Genomic DNA, 22,568 nt, shown 5'->3' with positions numbered 1-22,568 from the left:
GGGGGTAGCGGCGAATGCGGGCTCGGCGACGCGAAGGGCGCGACGACGCGAAGGGCTACAGCTCGCCCGCGTCCAGCGCTTCCTTGACCTCCTGCGCGTGCGCGACCTGCTCCGGCGTGTAACCGATGAACAGCGCCGCACACCCCACGATGACGGCCGTGCCGGCCACCCACAGCAACCCGTAGGTGTAGCCCTTGTCGAGGGCATGCAGCTGCAGTTCGTTCATGAACTTCACCGGCCCGGTGGTGCCGCCGTTGTAGAGCGTGCGCGAGGTGATCACGGCCTGGATGACCGCCAGCACCAACGGCCCGCCCAAGCTCTGCAGCATCAGCGTCATCGCCGAGACCGGACCGATCTGGTCGAACCCGACGCCGGCGATCGCCGAGAGCGTCAGCGGAACGACGACCATCCCGATCCCGATGCCGCCGACGACGATGGGCAACACCAGGTTGGGGAAGTAGGGAGCCCCGCGGTGCATGCACAGGGAGCCGTAGATCATGGCGCCCAGCAATAGCCAGCCACCGCCGATGGTCAGCACCCGCGGCGAGAACCGGGACACCAGCTGTGAGGAGATGCCCAGGCCGATCCCCATCGCAATGACGAACGGGATGAACCCGATGCCGGCGCGTAGCGCGCTGTAGCCCAGGATGTCCTGCACGTACAGGCCGATCGACACGGTCAGGCTGAACATGACGCCGCCGGCCAGGAAGATCGCGCCGAAGGTGACCAGCCGGTTGCGGTCGCGGAACAGCTCGAACGGAATCACCGGGTTCTCCGCGGTGCGCTCCACGATGACGAAGGCGATCGCGGCGGCCAGTGCCACCACGCCCGAACCGATGGTGGTCACCGAGATCCAGCCCTTTTCCGGCCCGATCGAGAAGGCGAAGACGGCCGCGGTGCAGGCCAGGGTGGCCAGCATCGCACCTGCGGCATCCAACTTCATCCGCTCGCGGTTGGTTTCCCGCAGCGCGGTGCGGGCCAGGTAGATCATCACCAGCCCGATCGGCACGTTCACCAGGAACGCCAGCCGCCAGGAGTACTCGGTCAGGAACCCGCCGACCACCAGACCCATCACCGAACCGATCGCGGTCATCGCGGCGAACACGGCGGTCGCGGCGTTACGCGCCGGCCCCTTCGGGAAGGTCGTCGCCACCAGCGCCAAACCGGTCGGCGATGCGATCGCCGAACCAATGCCCTGCGAGAGCCGCGCAATGACCAGGGTCACTTCATCCCACGCGACCGCGCACAGCACCGAGGAGATGGTGAACAGGGCGACACCGACGATGAACGTGCGCTTGCGCCCGATGGTGTCGCCGAGGCGCCCGCCGAGCAGCATCAGTCCGCCGAAGGTCAGCACGTAGGCGGTGATCACCCAGCTGCGGCCCGCATCGGACAGGCTGAGCTCGTCCTGAATCTTAGGAAGCGCGACGATGGCAACGGTGCTGTCCATGGTGGCCAACAGCTGCATCCCACCGATCGCGATGACCGCGGCGATGAACCGGTAGGAAGGCAGCCAGGTCGGGTAATACCTGCTCAGGCGCTGCAAGGTGGTCTCCACCGAATCCGTGGGACGCTCCTGTGCCGAACTTTGCGAGCGTCCATCTGTCCAAGTATGGACAACCCGCTCTGAGTCGTTGAGAGCCGTCATAGCAGGTTACCTTACAGTAATCTTAAGAATCGTCTAAAGCCCCGAGGCCCGCGACGGGTCCGATCACGATGATTGCGGGTGGTCGGATCCCCTCCGCACGGACCTTCTCCGGGGTCTCCGCGAGGGTGGCCCGCAACGTCTGTTGCGCCGCCGTCGTGCCGTGCTGGACCACCAACACGGGAGTATCCGCAGGTCGGCCGCCTTCCAGCAGCGCGGCCGCGAAGAGTTCGATGCGTTCGACCGCCATCAGCAAAACAATCGTGCCCGTCATTGCTGCCAATGCATCCCAATTCACTAACGATTCGGGATGGTCGGGCGCCAGATGGCCGCTGACCACCACAAACTCGTGATTTGTGGCCCGATGGGTGACCGGAACGCCCGCCATGGCAGGTACAGCTATGGCACTGGTCACACCCGGCACCACAGTCACCGGAATCCCCGCTTCGGCGCACGCCAGCACTTCCTCGTAACCCCGTGCGAACACGAACGGATCACCGCCCTTGAGCCGGACCACGAACTTGCCGGCCCGAGCCCGTTCGATCAGCACGGCGTTGATCGCGTCCTGGGCCATGGCGCGCCCGTACGGGATCTTGGCCGCGTCGATCACCTCCACGTGCGGGGCCAGCTCGGCGAGCAACTCCGGCGGCGCGAGCCGATCGGTCACCACGACGTCGGCCTGGGCCAGCAGGCGGCGGCCGCGCACCGTGATCAGCTCGGGATCGCCGGGTCCGCCGCCGACCAGTGCCACACTTCCGCGCACCGCGTCCTCGCTGTCGGCGAGGATGACGCCCTGCTGCAGCGCCTCGCGGATCGCCGACCGGATTGCCGCCGAACGGCGGTGCTCGCCACCGGCCAGCACGCCGACCGACAGGCCCGCGTATTCGAACGACGCCGGGGTGACCGCGGTGCCCTCGACGGCGATGTCCGCGCGGACACAGAAGATGCGGCGACGTTCCGCTTCGGCGACGACGGCCGCGTTCACCTGCGGATCGTCGGTGGCCGCGATGGCATACCAGGCGTCGTGCAGGTCACCGTCGCGGTATTCCCGCAACGTCAGCGTGATCCCGTCCATCGCCTCGACGGACTGGGTGGCGCTGCGGGAGACGACGTGCACGTCGGCGCCGCTGGCGATGAGCAGTGGTAGCCGTCGTTGCGCCACGCTGCCCCCGCCGACCACGACGACCTTCCTGCCGGTCAGTCGCAGTCCCACCAGGTAGGGGCTCTCGGTCACCGGGCAAGCCTAGTGGCGGGTGTGGCGGCGGTGCAGGCCGTGGCGTGCGCGACGAAGCGCGCCACCGCCCGGGGCGTCGCGGCGGCGTGGGTGTGCAGATACGAGGCGTGCACACCGCCGTGCACTGCGCCTTCGCGCGCCCCGCCGGCCCCCGGGTAGGCCCAGGCGGGCTGGTAGTCGTCGTTGAAAGCGATTGTGGTCCGGTGGAATTCGTGTCCGGACACCCGCTCCCCGGTCGCGTACACCGACGAATCGGCCAGCGCGACGGCGTCGCGGTAGGCCAGGGTGAGGTGCTGGGTGAAGCGCGCCGAGCCGGCCAGTACCCCGCACATCGGGTGTCCGTCGACGTCGGAGACCAGATAGATCAGTCCCGCGCATTCGGCATGCACCGGAGCGCCGGAAGCGGCCAGTTCGCGGATCTGCCGGCGCACCTCGTCGTTCGCGGACAACTCGGCGGCGAACTGCTCGGGGAACCCGCCCGGCAACAACACGGCGGTCGTCCCCGCGGGCAGGGTTTCACTGAGCGGGTCGAACTCGGCGACCTGCGCACCGGTGCCCTGCAGCAGTTCGGCGTGTTCGGCGTAGCCGAAGCTGAACGCCTTTCCCGCAGCCACGGCGATCACCGCGTCGCGGGCGCCTGCGACCGGCCCGACGGCGACCGCCGGATCCCACGCCGCGTCGTCGACCCGTCCCCCGGCGGCCGCCACCACGGCGGCCAGATCGACATGACGGGCCACCAGATCCGTCATCGCCGCCACCGCCGACCGGGCGTGCCGACCGTATTCAACGGCAGTCACCAAACCCAGATACCTGGTCGGCAGCTCCAATTCGGCGACGCGGGGAATCACACCCAGCACCGGCACGCCGGCCTGCTCGCACGCCTGCCGCAGCACCTGTTCGTGCCGGGCCGAACCGACGCGGTTGAGGATGACGCCGCGGACCCGGGTCTGGGGGTCGAACGTGGAAAAACCGTGCAGCAGCGCGGCGATGCTGTGGCTCTGGCCTCGTGCATCGACCACCAGGATCACCGGCGCGCCCAGCAGGGCGCCGACGTGCGCGGTGGACCCCACCGCCGGGCCGGTCACGGTCGCCCCGATCCGCCCGTCGAACAGACCCATCACTCCTTCGATCACCGCGATGTCGGCGCCCGCGGTGCCGTGCCGAAACAGCGGGCCGATCAACGACTCCCCCACCAGCACCGGGTCCAGGTTGCGGCCGGGACGGCCCGCGGCCAGCGCGTGATAGCCGGGGTCGATGAAGTCCGGGCCCACCTTGAACGGCGCCACCCGGTGCCCGGCCCGAACCAGGGCACCGATCAAACCCGTTGCGACCGTTGTCTTTCCGCTGCCGGAGGCGGGCGCAGCGATGATGACGGCGGGCGCGGGGGCTACCACTCGATTCCCTTCTGGCCCTTGCGCCCGGCGTCCATCGGGTGCTTGACCTTGGTCATCTCGGTCACCAGGTCGGCGGCCTCGATCAGCCGCGGCGGGGCGTCGCGGCCGGTGATCACCACGTGCTGGTGGCCGGGTCGAGCCGTGAGCGCCTCCAGCACGTCATCGAGGTCGAGCCAACCCCATTTCAAGGGGTAGGTGAACTCGTCGAGGACGTAGAAGTCGTGCCGCTGGGTGGCCAGGCGCTGCTTGATCTCGGTCCAACCGTCCGCGGCCGCCGCCGCATGGTCGACGTCGCTGCCCGATTTGCGGGTCCAGGACCAGCCCGAGCCCATCTTGTGCCACTCGACCGCGCCGCCGACGCCGTGTTCGTCGTGCAGCTCGCCGAGTCGCCGGAACACCGACTCCTCGCCCACTTTCCATTTCGCGCTTTTGACGAACTGGAACACCCCGATGCCGAGCCCGACATTCCAGGCCCGCAACGCCATTCCGAACGCGGCCGTCGACTTACCCTTGCCGTCGCCGGTGTGCACGGCCAGTACCGGGGTGTTGCGGCGCGCCCGGGTGGTCAGGCCGTCGTCGGGAACTTCGGTCGGAATGCCCTGCGGCATATCAGGCCACGCTACGAACGGCTTGGGTGAGGTGGTCGGCGTGCAGCTGTTCGAGCCGCAGCACCGGCGCGCCCAACTGGGTGGCGAGCTGACCGGCCAGACCCAGCCGCACATAGGACGTCTCGCAGTCCACCACCACCGCGGCGACATCCTCGGCGACCAGGCGGGCTGCGGCAATTTTACTGCGGCCCAACGGGTCTGGGCCGGAGGTCGCGCGTCCGTCGGTCAGCACCACCAGCAGCGGCCGCCGGCCCCGGTCGCGCACCCGCTCGCGCAGCACCAGCTCACGCGCGGCCAGCAGACCCTCGGCCAGCGGCGTCCTGCCACCGGTGTCGAAGCGGGCCAGTCGACGGCCGGCGATGTGCGCCGACGAGGTCGGCGGCAGCAACACGGTAGCGGCCTGCTGCCGGAACGTGATGACGGCGACCTTGTCGCGACGCTGATAGGCATCGCGCAGGAGCGAGAGGGTGGCGCCACTGACCGCCGCCATCCGGTCGCGCGCGGCCATCGACCCGGACGCGTCGACGACGAAGATCACCAGGTTGCCTTCCCGGCCCTCGCGGACGGCGCGGCGGATGTCGTCGGGCCGCAACCGCAACCGCCCGCCGGCCGATGCCTGCTCGGCCGCCGACAGCAGGCTGGCGAACAGGTGCAGACCGTGGGCGTCGGGGTCGGCCGGTGGTGCGGCGGCCACCACGCTGCCGGCGGCGTTGCGCGCGCGGGACCGTCGGCCGGGGGCCCCGGCACCGACGCCGGGCACGGTCAGCGCCCGGGCGCGGAAGACCTTCGCCGGCGGGGCGCTGGGCCGTGGTGGTGCGGGGTTCGAATTCGGTTGTGGTGTATCGCTCTTGGGTGTGACGCCGCCGCCCGATGGATCGGGATCCGGGTCCGGTTCGCCGTCCTGGGATTGCGCGGCCTGGGCCAGCGCTTCGTCCAGTTGGTCTTCGTCGATGCCGTGCTCGTCGAACGGGTCACGCCGGCGCCGATGCGGCAGCGCCAGCTGCGCCGCCACCCGGATGTCCTCTTCCTCCACGGTGTGAGCCCCGCGCCAGGCCGCGTGCGCGACGGCGGTCCGGGCCACCACCAGATCCGCGCGCATGCCGTCGACGTCGAACGCCGCGCACAGCGCCGCGATGCGCCGCAACTCGTTGTCCGGCAACACCACATCGTCGACCAACGCGCGGGCCGCGGAGATGCGCGCGGCCAGCTCGGCATCGGCGGGCGCGTAACGCTGCGCGAAGCCCTCCGGGTCGGCCTCGTAGGCCATTCGTTGGCGGATCACCTCCACCCGTACGTCGACGTCGCGGGACGCCTGGACATCCACGGTGAGTCCGAACCGGTCCAGCAACTGCGGACGCAGCTCGCCCTCTTCGGGATTCATCGTCCCGATCAGCACGAAGCGGGCGTCGTGGGAGTGGGAGATGCCGTCGCGTTCGATGTGCACCCGTCCCATCGCCGCGGCGTCGAGCAGGATGTCGACAAGATGGTCGTGCAGCAGGTTCACCTCGTCGACGTAGAGCACCCCGCCATCGGCGCGGGCCAGCAGTCCCGGCGAGAACGCGTGCTCGCCGTCGCGCAACACCCGTTGCAGGTCCAGCGAGCCCACCACCCGGTCTTCGGTTGCGCCCAAAGGCATTTCGACCAGGCCGGCACCTTCGGCACCCGTCGCCGCCGACAGCAGCGCGGCCAGTCCGCGCACCGCCGTCGACTTCGCGGTGCCCTTCTCACCCCGGATCAGGGCACCGCCGATCTCCGGGCGTACCGCACACAACAGCAGCGCGAGCCGCAGCTGGTCGTGTCCGACGATGGCGCTGAACGGGTAGGCCTTCATCGCTGAGCTCCCGCGCCGGGTCCTGAACCGGGCCTGAGCATCGGCACGTGCGGAATGCCGCCGTCGATGAAATCATCGCCGTCCCGGACGAACCCGTGTTGGGCCCACATGTCGACCAGGTAGGTCTGCGCGTCGATCCGGCACGGAAAGTCACCCACCTCAGCCAGCGCGGCGCGCAGCAACCGGGTGGTGTGGCCCTGACCACGGGCGCTGCGCTTGGTGCACAACCGGCCGAGCCGGAAGGCCTTCTCTCCGCCGGGGTGTTCCTCCATCAGCCGCAACGTGCAGATCACCTCTCCCTGCGGGGATTCCAGCCAGAAGTGCCGGGTCTCGGCGAGCAGGTCGCGCCCGTCGAGTTCCGGGTAGGGCCACGCCTGCTCGACCACGAAAACCTCCACTCGCAGTTTGAGCAGCTCGTAAAGAGTCTGCGCGTCAAGATCTTTGGACCACATCCGGCGCAATGCTTCACTCATCGGCGGCTCACGCGGCGTCCAACTGCAGAGCCCGGGAGGTCCAGGACCGCAACTCCTCGTACAACACCGGTTCGTCGGACAACGTGGCCCCCAGCGACGGCACCATCTCTTTGAGCTGGGGCAACCACGACTGATACCGGCCGGCGAAACAGGTTTGCAGAACTTCCAGCATGATCGGCACCGCGGTCGAGGCACCCGGCGAGCCGCCGAGCAGGCCGATGATGCTGCCGTCGGCGTCACCGACCAGCGAGGTGCCGAACTCCAGCACCCCGCGCCCGCGACGGCCCCGCCGGATCACCTGGACCCGCTGTCCCGCCACCGTCATTTCCCAGTCGGAATCCGTTGCGGCGGGTACGAATTGGCGTAACACGCGGACCCGCTCGGGTTCGGACAGCCGCAACTGGCCGAGCAGATAGGCGAGCATGGTCGTCTGCGTGGCGCCGACACCGAGCATCGGCACCAGATTCCCCAGCCGGATCGACCGGGCCAGGTCACTGAAGTGCCCGTGTTTCAGGAACTTCGGCGACCAACCGGCGTACGGCCCGAACACCAGCCACGGCTTGCCGTGCACGAAACGCAGATCCAGGTGCAGCGCGCCGAGCGGCGGGGCGCCCGGCGACGGCACGCCGTACACCTTGGCGCGGTGCCCGGCGGTCAGCGCCGGGTTGGTACAGCGCAGGAAGCGGCCGCCGATCGGGAACCCGGCGAAGCCCCGGATCTGCCTGATGCCCGATTTCTGCAACAACGGCAGCGCGTCGCCACCGGCGCCGACGAACACGAACTTGGCGGTGAGCTGGCGCTTTTCGCCGGTGCGGCGGTTCGCGACCGTGATGGTCCAGCCGCCGTCGGACCGGGGGGACAGGTTGAGCACCTGATGACCGAACCACGCCGTGGCGCCGCCGCGCACGCAGTAACCGACGAGCTGGCGGGACAACTCGCCGAAGTCCACGTCGGTGCCGTCGGCGGACCAGTTGAGCGCCACGGGCTCGGTGAAGTCGCGTCGGGCGGACATCAACGGCAGCCGGCGCGCGAATTCGTCCGGGTCGAGAATCAATTCGGTGGCGGCGAACAGTGGGTTGGACGCCAGCGCGTCACGGCGGCGCCGCAGATACTCGACACCGTCGGCGCCGCGGACGTAACTCACGTGCGGGACGGCGTTGAGGAAGTCGCGGACGTCGGTCAGCATGCCGTTTTCCACGGCGTACGCCCAGAACTGGCGGGTGACCTGAAACTGCTCGTTGACCAGCACCGCTTTGCTGATGTCGATCGTGCCGTCGGGCCGCTGCGGGGTGTAGTTCATCTCACACAACCCGGCGTGGCCGGTGCCGGCGTTGTTCCACGGACTGCTGCTTTCGGCGCCGACGCCGTCGAGTCGCTCGATCACCGTGATCGACCAGTCCGGCTCCAGCCGGCGCAGCAGCGCCCCCAGCGTCGCGCTCATGATCCCGGCGCCCACCAGCACGACGTCGGTTCTGGTTCGCTGTGACACCGGCTGATGATCCTTCCCTGCGTATGCCGGTCCCAGGTTATCCCGATGGGTCCGGGCCCAACGACCCAAGCGCCCGACGGCCCGGCACCTTTGTGAGCACCACCGGGACACCTTCTTTAAGCTGGCCATCGTGACTGGCTGGGTGCCCGATGTGTTACCCGGCTACTGGCAGCACTCGATCCCGCTGGGGGCCGATCCCGACGGCGAGGGCGACATCGTCGCGACCCTGGTCCGACGCGGGCCGCCGGCGGCTACCGAGCACGCGGTGCTGGCCGTCCACGGCTACACCGACTACTTCTTCCAGACCGCCCTGGCCGACCATTTCGCCGAGCGCGGCTTCGGGTTCTACGCGCTGGACCTGCGCAAGTGCGGCCGGTCGCGGCAGCCCGGGCAGACCCCGCACTTCACCACCAGCCTGGCCCGCTACGACACCGAGCTTCGCCGCGCGGTGACCCTGATCCGCGCTGAGTCCGGCAATCCCACCGTGGTGATGTACGGGCATTCCGCGGGCGGGCTCATCGTGTCCCTGTGGCTGGACCGCCTGCGGCGCCGGAACGCGACCGGGTCCGCCGGCATCGGGGGCCTGGTGCTCAACAGCCCCTTCCTCGATCTGCACGGGCCGGCCTACCTCCGACTCGGCGTCACGTCGGCGACCATTGCGGCGCTGTCGCGGGTGCGGGGCAAGGCGATCGCGCGGGCCGGCGGTGCCGGCGGCTACGGCTCCAGCCTGCACCGCGACTACCACGGCGAGTTCGACTACGACCTGCGGTGGAAGCCCTTGGGCGGCTTCCCCATCACCTTCGGCTGGCTGCATGCCGTGCGCAGCGGCCAGGCCCGCCTGCACCGGGGACTCGACGTCGGGGTGCCCAACCTGATCCTGCGCTCGGATCACACCGTGCCCGAAGACGCCGGCCCGCAGGCGCTGCAATGCGGTGACGCGGTGCTCGACGTCCGCCAGATCGCCCGCTGGGCCGGCTGTATCGGCAACCGCAGCAGCATCGTTCCGGTTCCCGACGCCAAACACGACGTCTTCTTGTCGCTGGAGCAACCACGCCGGTTGGCCTACCGCCATCTCGACCGGTGGCTGGACGATTATCTCTGCACACGGAAAGGCTGACCGCTGAATGGAAACCTACGATCTCGCAATCATCGGAACCGGTTCGGGCAACTCCATTCTCGACGAGCGTTACGCCGACAAGCGGGTGGCGATCTGTGAGCAGGGCACCTTCGGCGGCACCTGTCTGAACGTGGGTTGCATTCCGACCAAGATGTTCGTCTACGCCGCCGAGGTCGCCGAGGCGGTACGCGGGGCGGCGAAGTTCGGCATCGACGCGCACCTGGACGGGGTGCGCTGGGATGACATCGTCTCCCGTGTGTTCGGCCGCATCGATCCGATCGCGAACAGCGGCGAAGACTATCGGCGTTGGCTGCCCAACGTCGAGGTGTACGGCCACCACACCCGTTTCGGGCCAGCCCAGGACGACGGCCGCTACCTGCTGCGCACCGAGGCCGGCGACGAGTTCACCGCCGAGCAGGTGGTGATCGCGGCGGGTTCGCGACCAGTGGTCCCGCCCGCGATCCAGAACAGCGGTGTGACCTACCACACCAGTGACACCGTGATGCGCATCCCCACCCTGCCACAGCACCTGGTGATCGTCGGAAGTGGTTACGTGGCAGCGGAATTCGCGCACATTTTCGCCAGCCTGGGTAGCCGGGTCACCATCGTGATGCGCGGCGGCACCATGCTCAAGCACTGTGACGACGCGATCTGCGAACAGTTCACCCGGATCGCGTCCGCCAAATGGGAGCTGCGGGCGCGGCGCAACGTCGTCGACGCCGAGAACCGGGACTCGGGCATCACCGTCAAACTCGACGACGGGTCCAGCATCGAGGCCGACACACTGCTGGTCGCCACCGGCCGGATCTCCAACGCCGATCTACTGGACGCCGAACAGGTGGGTGTCGATGTCGAACTGGGCAGAATCGTGGTGGACTGTTACCAAAGAACCTCTGCGCGTGGGGTTTACGCCCTCGGTGACGTCTCATCGCCCCATCAGCTCAAACACGTCGCCAACCACGAGGCCCGGGTGGTGGCGCACAATCTGCTCACCGACTGGGACGACACCGAGTCGATGGCCGTCACCGACCACCGATTCGTTCCGTCCGCCGTCTTCACCGACCCGCAGTTGGCCAGCGTCGGACTGACCGAAAACCAGGCACTGGCAGAGGGATACGACATTTCCGTCAAGATTCAGGAGTACGGCGACGTCGCCTACGGCTGGGCGATGGAAGACACCACCAGCATCGTCAAGCTGATCGCCGAACGCGGCACCGGCAAGTTGCTGGGCGCGCACTTCATGGGCTACCAGGCCTCGGCACTGATCCAGCCGTTGATCCAGGGCATGAGCTTCGGTCTCACCGCTGCTCAGATGGCCCGCGGTCAGTACTGGATCCACCCGGCGTTGCCCGAAGTGGTCGAGAACGCGCTGCTGGGCCTGGCGTGAATCAGCCTGGCCCGCTCGCAGCCGTGCCACACTGACCGCGTGCCCGGCTCGATCTGCGATGTGCTGCCCAGCGTGGCGGCACTGTTCGGGGTGCCGGACGGAGTCGACGTACTCGGGCTGGCGGATTCGGTCGGCGGCACCGACCGCGTCTGCATCGTGCTGGTCGACGGGATGGGCTGGGAGTTGCTGGCCGACCTGGCCGCGGACGCGCCGCTGCTGGCCTCGGTGCTCGCCGGCGGCACCGGACGGCTGCGCCGCCTGGACTGCACCTTTCCGTCCACCACCCCGGCCAGCCTGGTGTCACTGGGCACCGGAGCCCCGCCCGGCCAGCACGGGGTACTGGGCTTCACGGTCAACGTGCCCGGCACCAAGCAGGTGCTCAATCACATCCGCTGGCGCGACGACCCACCGCACGCCCAGTGGCAGCCGTTGCCGACGTGGTTCCAGCGGCTGTCCCGCGCCGGGGTCGGCACGCGCGCGGTGCTGCCGGAGTGGTTCCGCGGCAGCGGACTGACCGAGGCGGCGTATCGCGGTGCCACGTTCGTCCCGGCGCGTTCCGGTGCGGACTACGCAGCCACGCTGGCAGCGGAGGTACGCGCGGCGCCCGGCCTGATCTACGGCTACACCGCCGACCTGGACACCGCCGCCCACGTGTTCGGCATCGGCTCACCAGCCTGGCACGAAGCGGCGAGCGGGGTCGACGCCCTGCTGCGCAGCGTGACCGAGGCGCTGCCGGAGAACGCCGTGCTGCTGGTCACCGCCGACCACGGCGGTCTCAACGTGCCCACGGACGCCCGCATCGACATGGACGCCGACCCGCGGCTCACGGCGGGTGTGCGGGTGGTGGCGGGCGAACCGCGGGTGCGCTACCTGCACACCGAACCCGGCGCCACCGACGACGTGGTGGCCACCTGGACCGAGCTGCTCGCCGGCCGCGCGCAGGTCCGCACCCGGGCCCAGGCCGTCGCATCGGGCGTCTTCGGGCCGGTCCGCCCCGACCACCTGCCCCGGATCGGCGATGTCGTGGTCACCTGCACCGGCGAGGCGGCAATCCTGGCGACCGGCCACGAACCGCCGGAGTCGGCCCGTCTCGTCGGCTTTCACGGCGCGGCGACCGCCGCGGAACGGGCAATTCCGCTGATCGAAATTCGGAGCGAACTCAAATGTTGAGTCAGGTGGCTGACACCACGGGCTCGGGATAGGTTGAGAACGTGGATCTGCTGGTCGCGGGCCACGGCTGAGGAGATGTAGCGATGGATTACGGCTGCCTGGCACCGGAGATCAACTCGGCGCGAATGTATGCCGGTCCCGGCGCGGGATCGTTGCTGGCGGCCGCGACAGCCTGGAACCAGTTGGCCGACGGGCTGGACGAAGCGGCAGCCGACTTCCGGAGCGTGACCACCCGGCTCAACGGCGGGTGGCAGGGTCACGCCGCCATCGCGATGACCCAGGCCGCCGCGCCCTACCTGGGCTGGCTGGGCGCCGCCGCCGCCAAAGGCCGGCAGACGGCCGCACATGCCGCGGCAGCCGCGAGTGCTTACGAAGAAGCGCATGCGGCGGTGGTGCCTCCTGCCGTCGTCGCCGCCAACCGGTCCCGGCGCACCTCGATGGCCAGCACCAATTCGCTGGGCCAGGACAGCGAGTCGATCGCCACCGTCGACGCCGACTACGAACAGATGTGGGCCCGGGACGTCGAAGCCATGTACAGCTATGCCGACGCGGCTGCCGCGGCCTCCCGGGTGACGCCGTTCACCTCGGCGCCGCTGGCCGTCGACCTGCCGGTGCTCGCCAGGTCGGGCGAGGTCAGCGACCCCGACGTGATCGCGGCCGGATCGCAACTGATCTCCAGCCTTCCGCAGGCACTGCAGGCGCTCGCGTCGTCGCCGTCGGCCGCCTTCGATGCCGCGCTGATGTCGATGTCCTCCTCGCTGGTGCGGCTGGGTTCGTTGGCCGCGCCGGTAAAATTCCCGATGCAGCTGCTGAATTTCCTGGGCCGCGGACCCCGGCGGGCGGCGGCTTCGGTGACGGCACGCTGGGGCGGTGGGGCGCGGATAGGTCGATTGTCGGTGCCGCCGGCCTGGAGCGACATCGAACCGCCCAGCCCGGTCAGCGTGGACTTCCGCGCCTCTGCCCGCCGGATGCGGATGATCGGCGGGCGGGCCGTCTGCGCGCGGCTGATCTGCTCCTGACTCAGATCGGGGTCACGTAGGCCGAGCTGATGCCGCCGTCGACCAGGAACGTCGACGCGGTGATGAACGACGCGTCGTCACTGGCCAAGAACGCCACCGCGGCGGCGATCTCGTCCGGATCGGCGAACCGGCCCAGCGGCACGTGCACCAGCCGGCGCGCCGCCCGCTCCGGGTCTTTGGCGAAAAGTTCCTGCAGCAGCGGAGTATTCACCGGACCCGGGCACAGCGCGTTGACGCGGATGCCCTGCCGGGCGAACTGCACACCGAGTTCGCGTGACATGGCCAGCACGCCCCCCTTGGAGGCGGTGTAGGAGATCTGTGACGTCGCCGAACCCAGCACTGCGACAAAGGATGCCGTGTTGATGACCGCACCCCTGCCGGCCGGCACCATGTGCCGCAACGCCGCCCGGCAGCACAGGTACACCGACTTCAGGTTGACGTCCTGCACGTGCTGCCAGGCCGCCAGTTCGGTGTGCTCGATCAGGTCGTCCTCCGGCGGTGAGATACCGGCGTTGTTGAACGCGATGTCGACCCCACCGCAGGTGTGGGCGGCGGCGTCGAACAGCTTGTTCACCGACTCCTCGTCGGAAACGTCGACGTGCACATACAGACCGGACAGTTGCTCGGCGGCCGCGCCGCCGGCCTCGCCGTCGATGTCGGCGATGACGATGGTGGCACCCTCGGCGTGCATGCGGCGGGCGGTGGCCAAACCGATGCCGCTGCCGCCGCCGGTGATGACGGCCACCCGCCCGGCCAGCCGTTGCGTCAGGTTGATCACGGACTCTCCTTGATCGCGATGAAGACGTTCTTGGTCTCGGTGAAGTGCAGCGGCGCATCGGGTCCGAGCTCGCGGCCCAGCCCCGACTGCTTGAATCCGCCGAACGGGGTGCTGTAACGGACCGAGGAATGCGAATTCACCGACAGGTTGCCGGACTCGACCGCGCGGGACACCCGCAGCGCCCGGGACAGATCGTCGGTCCAGATCGACCCGGACAGACCGTATTCGGTGTCGTTGGCCAGCTCGACGGCGTCCGCCTCGTCGTCGAAGGCCAGCACCGTGACCACCGGTCCGAAGATCTCGTCGGTGACGCTGCGGTCACCGCGTTGCGGGGTGAGAACCGTTGGTGGGAACCAGAATCCGGGGCCGGCCGGGGCGACGCCCTGAAACGCGACCGGGGCACCGTCGGGCACGTAGGAGGCCACCCTGGCGCGGTGCGCCGCCGATACCAGCGGGCCCATCTCGGTGTCGCGCTGGGCGGGATCGCCGACCACTACGGCTTTGACGGCCGGCTCCAGCAGTTCCATGAACCGCTCATAGACGTTGCGCTGCACCAGGATTCGGCTGCGGGCGCAGCAATCCTGTCCAGCGTTGTCGAACACCCCGGCCGGTGCGGTCGCGGCCGCACGCTCCAGATCGCAGTCGTCGAAGACGATGTTGGCGCTCTTGCCGCCCAGTTCCAGCGTCACCCGTTTGACCGCCGCTGCCGCGCCGGCCATCACCTTCTTGCCGACGTCGGTGGACCCGGTGAACACCACTTTGCGGATGTCGGGGTGGGTGACGAACCGCTCCCCCACCACCGCACCCTGGCCGGGCAACACCTGCAGCAGGTCCGGGTCCAATCCGGCCGCGGCGGCCAGCTCACCGATTCGCATGGTGCTCAGCGGCGTCCATTCGGCAGGCTTGACCAGTACCGCATTGCCCGCCGCCAGAGCGGGCGCGATGGCCCAGGTCGCGATCACCATCGGGAAGTTCCACGGGGTGATCACCCCGACCACGCCCATCGGTTCGTGGAAGGTGACGTCGATGCCGCCCGCCACCGGAATCTGCTTGCCGCACAGTCGTTCCGGGCTGCCGGCGTAATACTGCAGCACATCGCGGACGTTGCCGGCCTCCCATTCGGCCGAGGTGATCGGGTGTCCGGAGTTGGCCACTTCCAGCGCGGCCAGTTCGTCGAGGTGGGCGTTGACGGCGGCGGCGAACGCCCGCAGGCCGGCGGCGCGGTCGGCCGGCGCGAGCCTGGCCCACCGTTTCTGGGCCGCCCGGGCGCGGCCCACCGCGTCGTCGACGGCCGCCGCGTCGGCGTGCTCCACCGAGCGCAGCACTGCCGCGGTGGCGGGGTTGAGCAGCTGTACCGCAGTCACCGGCGCGTCCTTGCCGCGTCGACCAACGCAGTGAACAGCCGCAGGTCGTCCAGCGACTTCTCCGGGTGCCATTGCACCGCAAGGCAGAACGTGTCACCGGGCAGCTCCACGGACTCGACCACCCCGTCGGCGTCCCAGGCACCGACCACGAGTCCGTCGCCCACCTTGTCGATGGCCTGGTGGTGATAGCACGGCACGTCGGTGGACTCACCCAGCAACGCCGCCACCCGGGTGCCCACCACCGTGCGCACCGGCAGCCTGCTGAACACCCCGTCGCCGGCCCGGTGCCCGGAGTGGCCGAGCACCTCGGGCAGATGCTGGTGCAGGGTGCCGCCGAAGGCGACGTTGAGGATCTGCGCGCCCCGGCAGATGCCCAGCACCGGCAGCCGCCGGTCCAGCGCGGCCCGTAGCAACGCGAACTCCCAGGCGTCCCGATCGGTGCGCGGCGCATCGGTGGTGGGGTGCGGCTGTTGGCCGTAGCAGGCAGGGTCCAGGTCGTACCCCCCGGTGATCACCAGCGCATCCAGGCGGTCGAGCAGCGCATCGACGGTGTCGGGCGCCACCGGCTGCGGCGGCAGCAGGACCGGGACGCCACCGGCGAGCGCCACGCCCTCGAAGTAGTCGGCGGGCAGGTAGGCGGCCGGGATGTCCCAGACCCCGGTGCGGACCTGCTCCCGATACATGGTGAGCCCGACGACCGGAGCTCGCGCGCTGTCCCTAGAGCCGTTCAAAGCCACGAATCCTCTCCCAGTCGGTGACCGCCGCGTTGAACACCGCCTGTTCCACGTGCGCGTTGTTGAGGTAGTGGGCGACCACCTCGTCGCCGAACGCCGCACGGGCACGTGACGAGGCCCCGAATGCCGCGGCCGCCTCGGTGAGCGTGCCGGGCAGTCGCTCCACATCCTGGGCCTCGTAGGCATTCCCGAGGTACGGCTCGCCGAGCTCGAGACCCTGCTCGATACCGTACAACCCGCCCGCGACGAGCGCCGCCACGGCGAGGTACTGGTTGACGTCGCCGCCGGGAACCCGGCACTCGACGCGGATACTCGGTCCGTGCCCGACCACCCGCAGCGCGCAGGTGCGGTTGTCCAGGCCCCAGGCCACCGCGGTGGGCGCGAAGCTGCCGTCGGCAAAACGCTTGTAGGAGTTGATGTTCGGCGCATAAAACAGCGTGAACTCCCGCACGGTGGCCAGCAGCCCGGCGATGAAGCTCCGGAAGGTGGCCGACATACCCTGTGGCGCATCGGGATCGGAGAAAACCGAGCCCTCGGTGTCGCGCAGCGAGACATGGATATGGCAGCTGTTGCCTTCGCGCGCATCGTATTTCGCCATGAACGTCAGGCTCTTGCCGTGCCGGTCGGCGATCTCTTTGGCACCGTTCCTGTACACCGCGTGGTTGTCACAGGTGACCAGCGCCTGGTCGTAGCGGAAGCCGATCTCCTGCTGGCCGGCATTGCATTCGCCTTTGCTGGTCTCCACCCGCAGCCCCGCGCCCTGCATGCCCAGCCGGATATCGCGCAGCAGCGGCTCCATCCGCGTGGACGCCGCGATCGCGTAATCGATGTTGTAGTCGCTGGCCGGGGTCAGGTCACGGTAACCGCCGGCCCAGGCCTGCCGGTAGGACTGGTCGAAGACGATGAATTCCAGCTCGGTAGCGACGTCGGCGACCAGCCCACGCTCGCCCAGCCGATCGAGTTGGCGGCGCAGCACCGCCCGCGGCGACACCGCGACCGGACTGCCGTCGGCCCAGGACAGGTCGGCCAGGACCAACGCTGTGCCCGGCAGCCACGGCACACGGCGCAGCGTGCTCAGGTCCGGTGTCATCGTCATGTCGCCGTAGCCGGTCTCCCAGCTCGACATCGCATACCCGGCAACGGTGTTCATGTCGACGTCGACGGCCAGCAGATAGCTGCAACACTCGGCGCCGTGCCCGGCCACCTCGTCGACGAAGAACCGGCCCGCCACCCGCTTGCCGACCAGCCGGCCCTGCATGTCGGTGAACGCCACGATGACGGTGTCGATGTCACCGGCAGCGACCAGCCGTTCCAGGTCAGCCTCGGAGAACCCAGTCATGCTCGTCAGTCAACCACCTGGAAACCTCACCAACCGCTGGTACGCAGGATGATCTCGGTGGCCAGCTGCGCGGTCGTCTCGTGCGCGCTGCGCCGCCCGAGCATCTCCACCACCCGGTAGTCACCGAAGACGAAGCGCTGGCTGTCCCGGGCGGCGTCGCGCACGGTCGGCACGCTCACCAACACGGTAGTGGCGATTTCCACCGGCGGGCACGTGTCGTCGGGCCCCTCGCCGCCGTTGATCCGCGGATGTGGCCGGTCGATCGCGACCAGTCCGGCGAAGCGACCCAACTTGGTGGCGGCCAGCACCCACGCCAACTCCGCGCCGCTGCGATCGCCGACCACCACCGCCCAGCCGATCCCGAGCGAATCGAGGATGCCGATCACCGACTTCGGGGTCAGGCGCGGGTCGGCGCCGATCACGACGGTGCGCAGCGAGGCGTTGTGCAGTCGCTCGCAGAGGGGGTCGTAGGCGGCGGGGGCGCGTTGCTCGGCGGCCAGCACCACCACGACAGTGCCCTTCTCCGGGCCGGACACGCCCACCGGGACCGGGAAGCCGTCGTGCGTGGTCATCATCGTCGGGGGCACCACCGCAAATTACCGGAAATCGCCGCCCCGGGCAGCGGACGGCATCGCTGTGTGGGCCGGCCCCGACACTGGACGGCAGCTCAGGGCAGCGTGAGGATTTCGGCCCCGGTTTCGGTGACCAGCAGCGTGTGCTCGAACTGCGCGGTCCACTTGCGATCACGGGTGACCACTGTCCAACCGTCGTCCCAGATCTCGTAGTCCAGCCCACCCAGGTTGATCATCGGCTCGATGGTGAACGTCATCCCCGGCTGAATTACCGTGTCGACGGCGGGCTGGTCGTAGTGCAGCACGACCAACCCGTTGTGGAATGTGGTGCCGATCCCGTGCCCGGTGAAGTCACGAACCACGTTGTAGCCGAACCGATTTGCGTAGGCTTCGATGACGCGTCCGATCACCGACAGCGCCCGGCCGGGCTTGACGGCCTTGATCGCCCGCATCGTCGCCTCGTGGGTGCGCTCGACCAGCAGGCGGTGCTCCTCAGAGACGTCGCCGGCCAAAAACGTCGCGTTGGTGTCGCCGTGTACGCCGTTGATGTAGGCGGTGACGTCGATGTTGACGATGTCGCCGTCCTCGATCACCGTCGAGTCGGGAATGCCGTGGCAGATCACCTCGTTGAGCGAGGTGCAGCACGATTTCGGGAAGTGCTTGTAGCCCAGCGTCGACGGGTACGCCCCGTTGTCGACCATGTATTCGTGGGCGATGCGGTCGAGTTGGTCGGTGGTGACGCCCGGGGCGACGGCCTTGCCGGCTTCCTGCAGCGCCCGGGCCGCGATCTGGCCGGCGACGCGCATCTTCTCGATGACCTCGGGCTCCTGCACCCACGGCTCGGTGCCTTCCTTGGCCGTGGATTTGCCGACGTATTCCGGGCGCGCGATCCACGTGGGTACCGGCAGCGTCGGGGACAGCACGCCGGGGGAAAGCGCGGTACGAGCGGGCATGGCAGACAGCTTAGCGAGGCGCACCCGGCGCTGCCGCTACGAGCGGCCGTCGAACAGGTGCGGGCGGCGCAGCAGCGCCCGGCGCGGACCGCGAATGATCACCGAGCCGAACACCAGCTGACCGGTCAGCACGACGTGCGGATTGCCTTCCGCCGGCGGGTCTTTGCGACGATCGCTCGCGCTGCCCACGTAGGCCTCGACATTGTCGATGGAGGCGCTGGCGCCCTCCGGCAGACGCAGATCGAGGTTGCCGAACTTCATGTCGATCTCAATGACGACCACGGGCCCCGCGAAGCGCGCCTTGGTGAGATCGAGGTCGATGTTGCCGAACCTGCGCACCAGCGTGAGCCGGGTCGGCACCGTCCACTCCCCGTGCCGCTTGAGCGAACCGGCCCAGCCGCGCAGTTCCACCCGGTCGGTGGCGGAGCTGACGATCGCACCTGGTCCGGGCAGGTCGCCGACCAGGCTGTCGAGCTCGTTGCGGGTCCGCGCATAGGCCACCTGGGTGGACCGTTGCTCGAACTCGTCGATGTCGATCAGCCCGAGCGCCAGGGCATTGTGCAGGCGGCGCATGGTGCCGTTGCGGTCGGCGTCGGAGACCCGCAACGCCATGTCCCCGTCCGTCACGGCCTACTCCGGTCTTTCGCGCACACCCTCGCAACTTACCGCCGCCGGCGGGTTCGATGACTATCAGGCCAGGTAGCCCGGCGGCAGCGAGTCGAACATCACCTTGGTCATCCGGACCGCGTATTCCGAGCTGCCGCCCCCGACGATCAGCGCCGCGAAAGCCAGGTCGCCGCGGTATCCGGCGAACCAGGAATGCGAGCCGCCCGCGAATTCGGCCTCACCGGTCTTGCCGTAGACCTCCCCGCACCCGGCGATCTCCTTGGCGGTCCCGTTGGTCACGACCAGCCGCATCATCGGCCGCAGTGCCTCCACCATCTTTGGGCTGATCGGGGTGTTGTCGCCGTTGACCGTGGTCGGCCGGCCGGCGATCAGCTGCGGCACCGGGGTTTTGCCGGCGGCGACGGTGGCCGCCACCAGGGCCATGCCGAACGGGCTGGCCAGCACCCGACCCTGCCCGAAGCCGTCCTCGGTGCGCTCGGTCAGATCCACTGTCGGCGGTACTGAGCCGGTCACCGTGGTGATGCCCTCGACCTGGTAGTCCAGTCCGATCCCGTAGCGGGTGGCCGCCTGGGTCAGCCCGCGCGGTGGGAGTTTGCTGCTCAGTTCGGCGAAGGTGGTGTTGCAGGAACTGGCGAAGGCACGCGACAGCGGCACCACGCCGAGGTCGAAGCCGCCGTAGTTCGGGATGGTGCGATGGCCGATGTCCAGGTGGCCGGGGCAACCCAGCATGGTGTTGGGGGTCGCCATGTCGCGGTCGACGGCCGCGCCGGCGGTGACCATCTTGAAGGTCGAACCCGGTGGATACAGGCCGGTGGTGGCCGGCAGGCCCTCGGCGCTGGCCCCGGCGTTCTGTGCGATGGCCAGGATCTCCCCGGTCGACGGCTTGATCACCACCAGCATCGCCTTGCCGCCGCGGGTGTCCACCGCGTGCTGCGCGGCGTTCTGCACGGCTCGGTCCAGGGTGATCGACACCGACGGCGCCGGCGAACCCTCGACTTCGTGCAACACCGCGACGTCCACACCGTTCTGGTTGGTGCTGACGATGCGCCAACCGGCCTGGCCGTCGAGCTGGTCGATCACGGCCTTGCGCACTTCGCTCATCACTGCCGGCGCGAAGTGGGGATCGGTGGCCAACAGTTCGGGTCGTGGTGTGATGACGACGCCGGGAAGCTGGCCGATCGCCGGAAAGACCCGGTTGCTGTCGTCGGGCAGCAGGGTGACCAGGTCGACGGGCCGGGTCGCCGAGCTGGCGGTCTCGGCAAGCAATTGCGGGTCGTTGAGCTGGTCGTTGAAGGGACGCAACGCGTCGATCACCGCATGCGATGTCGCGCTCAGTTCCGGCCCGGCCTGGGTGGCGTCCAGCGAATAGTTGTACAGATAACCCGGGGCCAGCACATCGGTGCCGCCGAATTCATTGACCGAGGCGCGCCGGGGCTGGTCGGCGCGCAGTGCGAACGTCTGGTGTTCGCCCAGCTTGGGGTGGAGCCCGGTCGGGGTCCAGCGCACCTGCCACCGTCCCTCGTCACGGGCCATTTTCAGCTGGCCGTCATAGCTCCAGGTCCGGTTCTTGGGTAGATGCCAGGTGAAGCGATACACCACCATGCCGGTGTCCTCGGCGTACTTCGAGCTCAGCACCTGGGCGTCGAGATGGGTGGCCTGCAGGCCGGCCCATGCGGCGTTGAGTGCTTCGCGGGCCTCGTTGGGCGCGTCGCTGAGTCGCGCGGCGGTTGCGGTGTCGCCGACCGACAGCGCGGCCAGGAACTTCTCGGCGGCCGGTCCGGGGCCCTCGGGTTTCGGGGTGCACCCGGGCAGGATCGTCAGCACGATCAGCAGACCGACCACCGCTGTTGCCAATGTTGTTTTTGTGACCATCGATGCTGATGTTAAAGCTGTGACCGCGCGACGACGGCCGACACACCGAGACCGAACCGTTATGGCTTGGACCCGGTCGGGCCCGGCGCGGTCAGTCCAGCAAGATGGTGGCGAAGGTGCCGACTTCTTTGAACCCGATCCGGGCGTAAGCGGCCCGCGCCACCGTGTTGAAGTCGTTCACGTACAGGCTGGCGATCCGCCCGCTGCCGACGATCACGGCGGCCAGCGTCGCGGTCCCGGCCGTGCCCATTCCGCGGCCGCGCAGCTCGGGATGGACCCACACACCCTGGATCTGTCCGACCGATGGCGACTGTGATCCCACTTCGGCCTTGAACACGACCTGGCCGTGTTCGAAGCGCGCCCACGCCCGTCCGGCCGCGATCAGGCTGGCCACCCGGCGGCGATAGCCGCGGCCGCCGTCGCCGAGCCGCGGATCGACGCCGACTTCGCCGATGAACATGTCCACGGCGGCCACCAGATAGGCATCGAGTTCCTCCGGGCGCACCTGGCGCACTTCGGTGTCCAGCGTGCACTGGGGATGGGTGTTCAGCGCCATCAGCGGCTGGTCGGCGCGCACGTCACGCGCCGGACCCCAGGCTGGTTCCAGACGCTGCCACATCGGCAGCACCAGATCGGCCCGCCCGACCAGCGACGAACACCGCCGCGCCGTGCTCTTGGCCTCGTCGGCGAACGCATTCAGATCGATCAGGTTGCCCCGCAACGGAATCAGGTTGGCGCCGGCGAAGCACAGCGACTCGTCCACACCGCCGCGCGTCCACAGTTCCCCGCCGATCGAATTGGGCTCCACGCCGTAATCGGCGACGCGCGCGGCCACCATGCACGATTCGACCGGGTTCTCGCCGAGGACGCGCCATACGGCGGCGGCATCACGCACCACCGACACCCGTCTCTCGCCAACCAGGCGCAAGATGGGCGGAGCCGACATCTCAAAACTCTCTGTC

At 69.0% G+C, this 22,568-nt stretch carries 20 protein-coding genes; 4 read left to right on the top strand and 16 right to left on the bottom strand.

Annotated elements, in window-relative coordinates:
* Window positions 1-55: 55 nt before the first annotated feature.
* From AC5Y6Y_RS13815 to mqo, 7 genes are read right to left on the bottom strand one after another with little or no spacing between them, the layout of a single operon-like run.
* The gene (locus AC5Y6Y_RS13815; RefSeq protein WP_463826975.1) at window positions 56-1,648 is read right to left on the bottom strand and encodes an MFS transporter; all 1,593 of its coding nucleotides are present in this window, start codon (window positions 1,646-1,648) and stop codon (window positions 56-58) included.
* Window positions 1,649-1,670: 22 nt separating this feature from the next.
* A complete protein-coding gene (gene cobA / locus AC5Y6Y_RS13810; RefSeq protein ID WP_473139938.1) occupies window positions 1,671-2,879 on the bottom strand; it encodes a uroporphyrinogen-III C-methyltransferase in 1,209 nt (402 codons plus the stop codon).
* Window positions 2,876-4,273, bottom strand: a complete 1,398-nt coding sequence (locus AC5Y6Y_RS13805) for a cobyrinic acid a,c-diamide synthase CobB (RefSeq protein ID WP_473139939.1) — start codon at window positions 4,271-4,273, stop codon at window positions 2,876-2,878. The genes cobA and AC5Y6Y_RS13805 overlap by 4 nt, the downstream gene beginning before the upstream one ends.
* Window positions 4,267-4,881: a cob(I)yrinic acid a,c-diamide adenosyltransferase gene (gene cobO, locus AC5Y6Y_RS13800; RefSeq protein ID WP_473139940.1), complete on the bottom strand. Its 615-nt coding sequence runs from the start codon at window positions 4,879-4,881 to the stop codon at window positions 4,267-4,269. Before cobO ends, AC5Y6Y_RS13805 begins: the two co-directional genes overlap by 7 nt.
* A gap of 1 nt (window position 4,882) precedes the next feature.
* Window positions 4,883-6,712 (bottom strand): magnesium chelatase subunit D family protein, encoded by a 1,830-nt coding sequence (locus AC5Y6Y_RS13795; protein ID WP_473139941.1) that lies wholly within the window; start codon window positions 6,710-6,712, stop codon window positions 4,883-4,885.
* Window positions 6,709-7,185 (bottom strand): GNAT family N-acetyltransferase, encoded by a 477-nt coding sequence (locus AC5Y6Y_RS13790; protein WP_463826980.1) that lies wholly within the window; start codon window positions 7,183-7,185, stop codon window positions 6,709-6,711. The genes AC5Y6Y_RS13795 and AC5Y6Y_RS13790 overlap by 4 nt, the downstream gene beginning before the upstream one ends.
* 7 nt (window positions 7,186-7,192) lie before the next feature.
* Window positions 7,193-8,674, bottom strand: a complete 1,482-nt coding sequence (mqo, locus tag AC5Y6Y_RS13785) for a malate dehydrogenase (quinone) (RefSeq protein ID WP_473139942.1) — start codon at window positions 8,672-8,674, stop codon at window positions 7,193-7,195.
* 130 nt (window positions 8,675-8,804) lie between these two features.
* Between mqo and AC5Y6Y_RS13780 the strand changes: the two genes are divergently transcribed.
* The 4 genes from AC5Y6Y_RS13780 (at window position 8,805) to AC5Y6Y_RS13765 (ending at window position 13,367) form a co-directional block, all read left to right on the top strand.
* Window positions 8,805-9,791: an alpha/beta hydrolase gene (locus AC5Y6Y_RS13780; RefSeq protein WP_463826982.1), complete on the top strand. Its 987-nt coding sequence runs from the start codon at window positions 8,805-8,807 to the stop codon at window positions 9,789-9,791.
* Window positions 9,792-9,798: 7 nt separating this feature from the next.
* Entirely contained in the window at window positions 9,799-11,178 is a 1,380-nt protein-coding gene (gene mtr / locus AC5Y6Y_RS13775; protein WP_499930102.1) for a mycothione reductase, read from the top strand.
* A gap of 39 nt (window positions 11,179-11,217) precedes the next feature.
* Window positions 11,218-12,348: an alkaline phosphatase family protein gene (locus AC5Y6Y_RS13770; RefSeq protein WP_473139944.1), complete on the top strand. Its 1,131-nt coding sequence runs from the start codon at window positions 11,218-11,220 to the stop codon at window positions 12,346-12,348.
* 83 nt (window positions 12,349-12,431) lie between these two features.
* On the top strand, window positions 12,432-13,367 hold the full coding sequence (locus tag AC5Y6Y_RS13765) for a PPE family protein (RefSeq protein WP_463826985.1): 936 nt from the start codon (window positions 12,432-12,434) through the stop codon (window positions 13,365-13,367).
* A 1-nt stretch (window position 13,368) separates the two neighbouring features.
* Here the strand turns inward: AC5Y6Y_RS13765 and AC5Y6Y_RS13760 are convergent, their stop codons facing one another.
* The 9 genes from AC5Y6Y_RS13760 to AC5Y6Y_RS13720 all read right to left on the bottom strand — a co-directional run bounded on the left by AC5Y6Y_RS13760 (window position 13,369) and on the right by AC5Y6Y_RS13720 (window position 22,552).
* Window positions 13,369-14,145: a 3-oxoacyl-ACP reductase gene (locus tag AC5Y6Y_RS13760; protein ID WP_473139945.1), complete on the bottom strand. Its 777-nt coding sequence runs from the start codon at window positions 14,143-14,145 to the stop codon at window positions 13,369-13,371.
* Window positions 14,142-15,509 (bottom strand): aldehyde dehydrogenase family protein, encoded by a 1,368-nt coding sequence (locus AC5Y6Y_RS13755; protein ID WP_463826987.1) that lies wholly within the window; start codon window positions 15,507-15,509, stop codon window positions 14,142-14,144. The genes AC5Y6Y_RS13760 and AC5Y6Y_RS13755 overlap by 4 nt, the downstream gene beginning before the upstream one ends.
* Complete coding sequence (locus tag AC5Y6Y_RS13750; RefSeq protein WP_473139946.1) at window positions 15,506-16,246, bottom strand: gamma-glutamyl-gamma-aminobutyrate hydrolase family protein; 741 nt, start codon at window positions 16,244-16,246, stop codon at window positions 15,506-15,508. Before AC5Y6Y_RS13750 ends, AC5Y6Y_RS13755 begins: the two co-directional genes overlap by 4 nt.
* A complete protein-coding gene (locus tag AC5Y6Y_RS13745; protein ID WP_473139947.1) occupies window positions 16,227-17,582 on the bottom strand; it encodes a glutamine synthetase family protein in 1,356 nt (451 codons plus the stop codon). The genes AC5Y6Y_RS13750 and AC5Y6Y_RS13745 overlap by 20 nt, the downstream gene beginning before the upstream one ends.
* Before the next feature lie 26 nt (window positions 17,583-17,608).
* Window positions 17,609-18,157, bottom strand: coding sequence for an alpha/beta hydrolase (locus AC5Y6Y_RS13740; protein ID WP_463827175.1), 549 nt, complete (start codon window positions 18,155-18,157; stop codon window positions 17,609-17,611).
* A 92-nt stretch (window positions 18,158-18,249) separates the two neighbouring features.
* Window positions 18,250-19,107 carry a type I methionyl aminopeptidase gene (gene map / locus AC5Y6Y_RS13735; protein ID WP_463826990.1) on the bottom strand — a complete coding sequence of 286 codons (858 nt, stop codon included), beginning with the start codon at window positions 19,105-19,107 and terminating at the stop codon, window positions 18,250-18,252.
* A gap of 36 nt (window positions 19,108-19,143) precedes the next feature.
* The gene (locus AC5Y6Y_RS13730; protein ID WP_463827176.1) at window positions 19,144-19,719 is read right to left on the bottom strand and encodes a DUF1707 SHOCT-like domain-containing protein; all 576 of its coding nucleotides are present in this window, start codon (window positions 19,717-19,719) and stop codon (window positions 19,144-19,146) included.
* 78 nt (window positions 19,720-19,797) lie between these two features.
* Window positions 19,798-21,606, bottom strand: a complete 1,809-nt coding sequence (locus AC5Y6Y_RS13725; protein WP_473139948.1) for a penicillin-binding transpeptidase domain-containing protein — start codon at window positions 21,604-21,606, stop codon at window positions 19,798-19,800.
* Window positions 21,607-21,697: 91 nt separating this feature from the next.
* Entirely contained in the window at window positions 21,698-22,552 is an 855-nt protein-coding gene (locus AC5Y6Y_RS13720) for a GNAT family N-acetyltransferase (protein ID WP_473139949.1), read from the bottom strand.
* Window positions 22,553-22,568 lie beyond the last annotated feature (16 nt).

The sequence above is a fragment of the Mycobacterium sp. NGS24 genome, assembly GCF_059813065.1.
The sequence above is the reverse complement of the archived record's forward strand: the minus strand, read 5'-3'. Positions and strand labels throughout refer to the sequence as shown.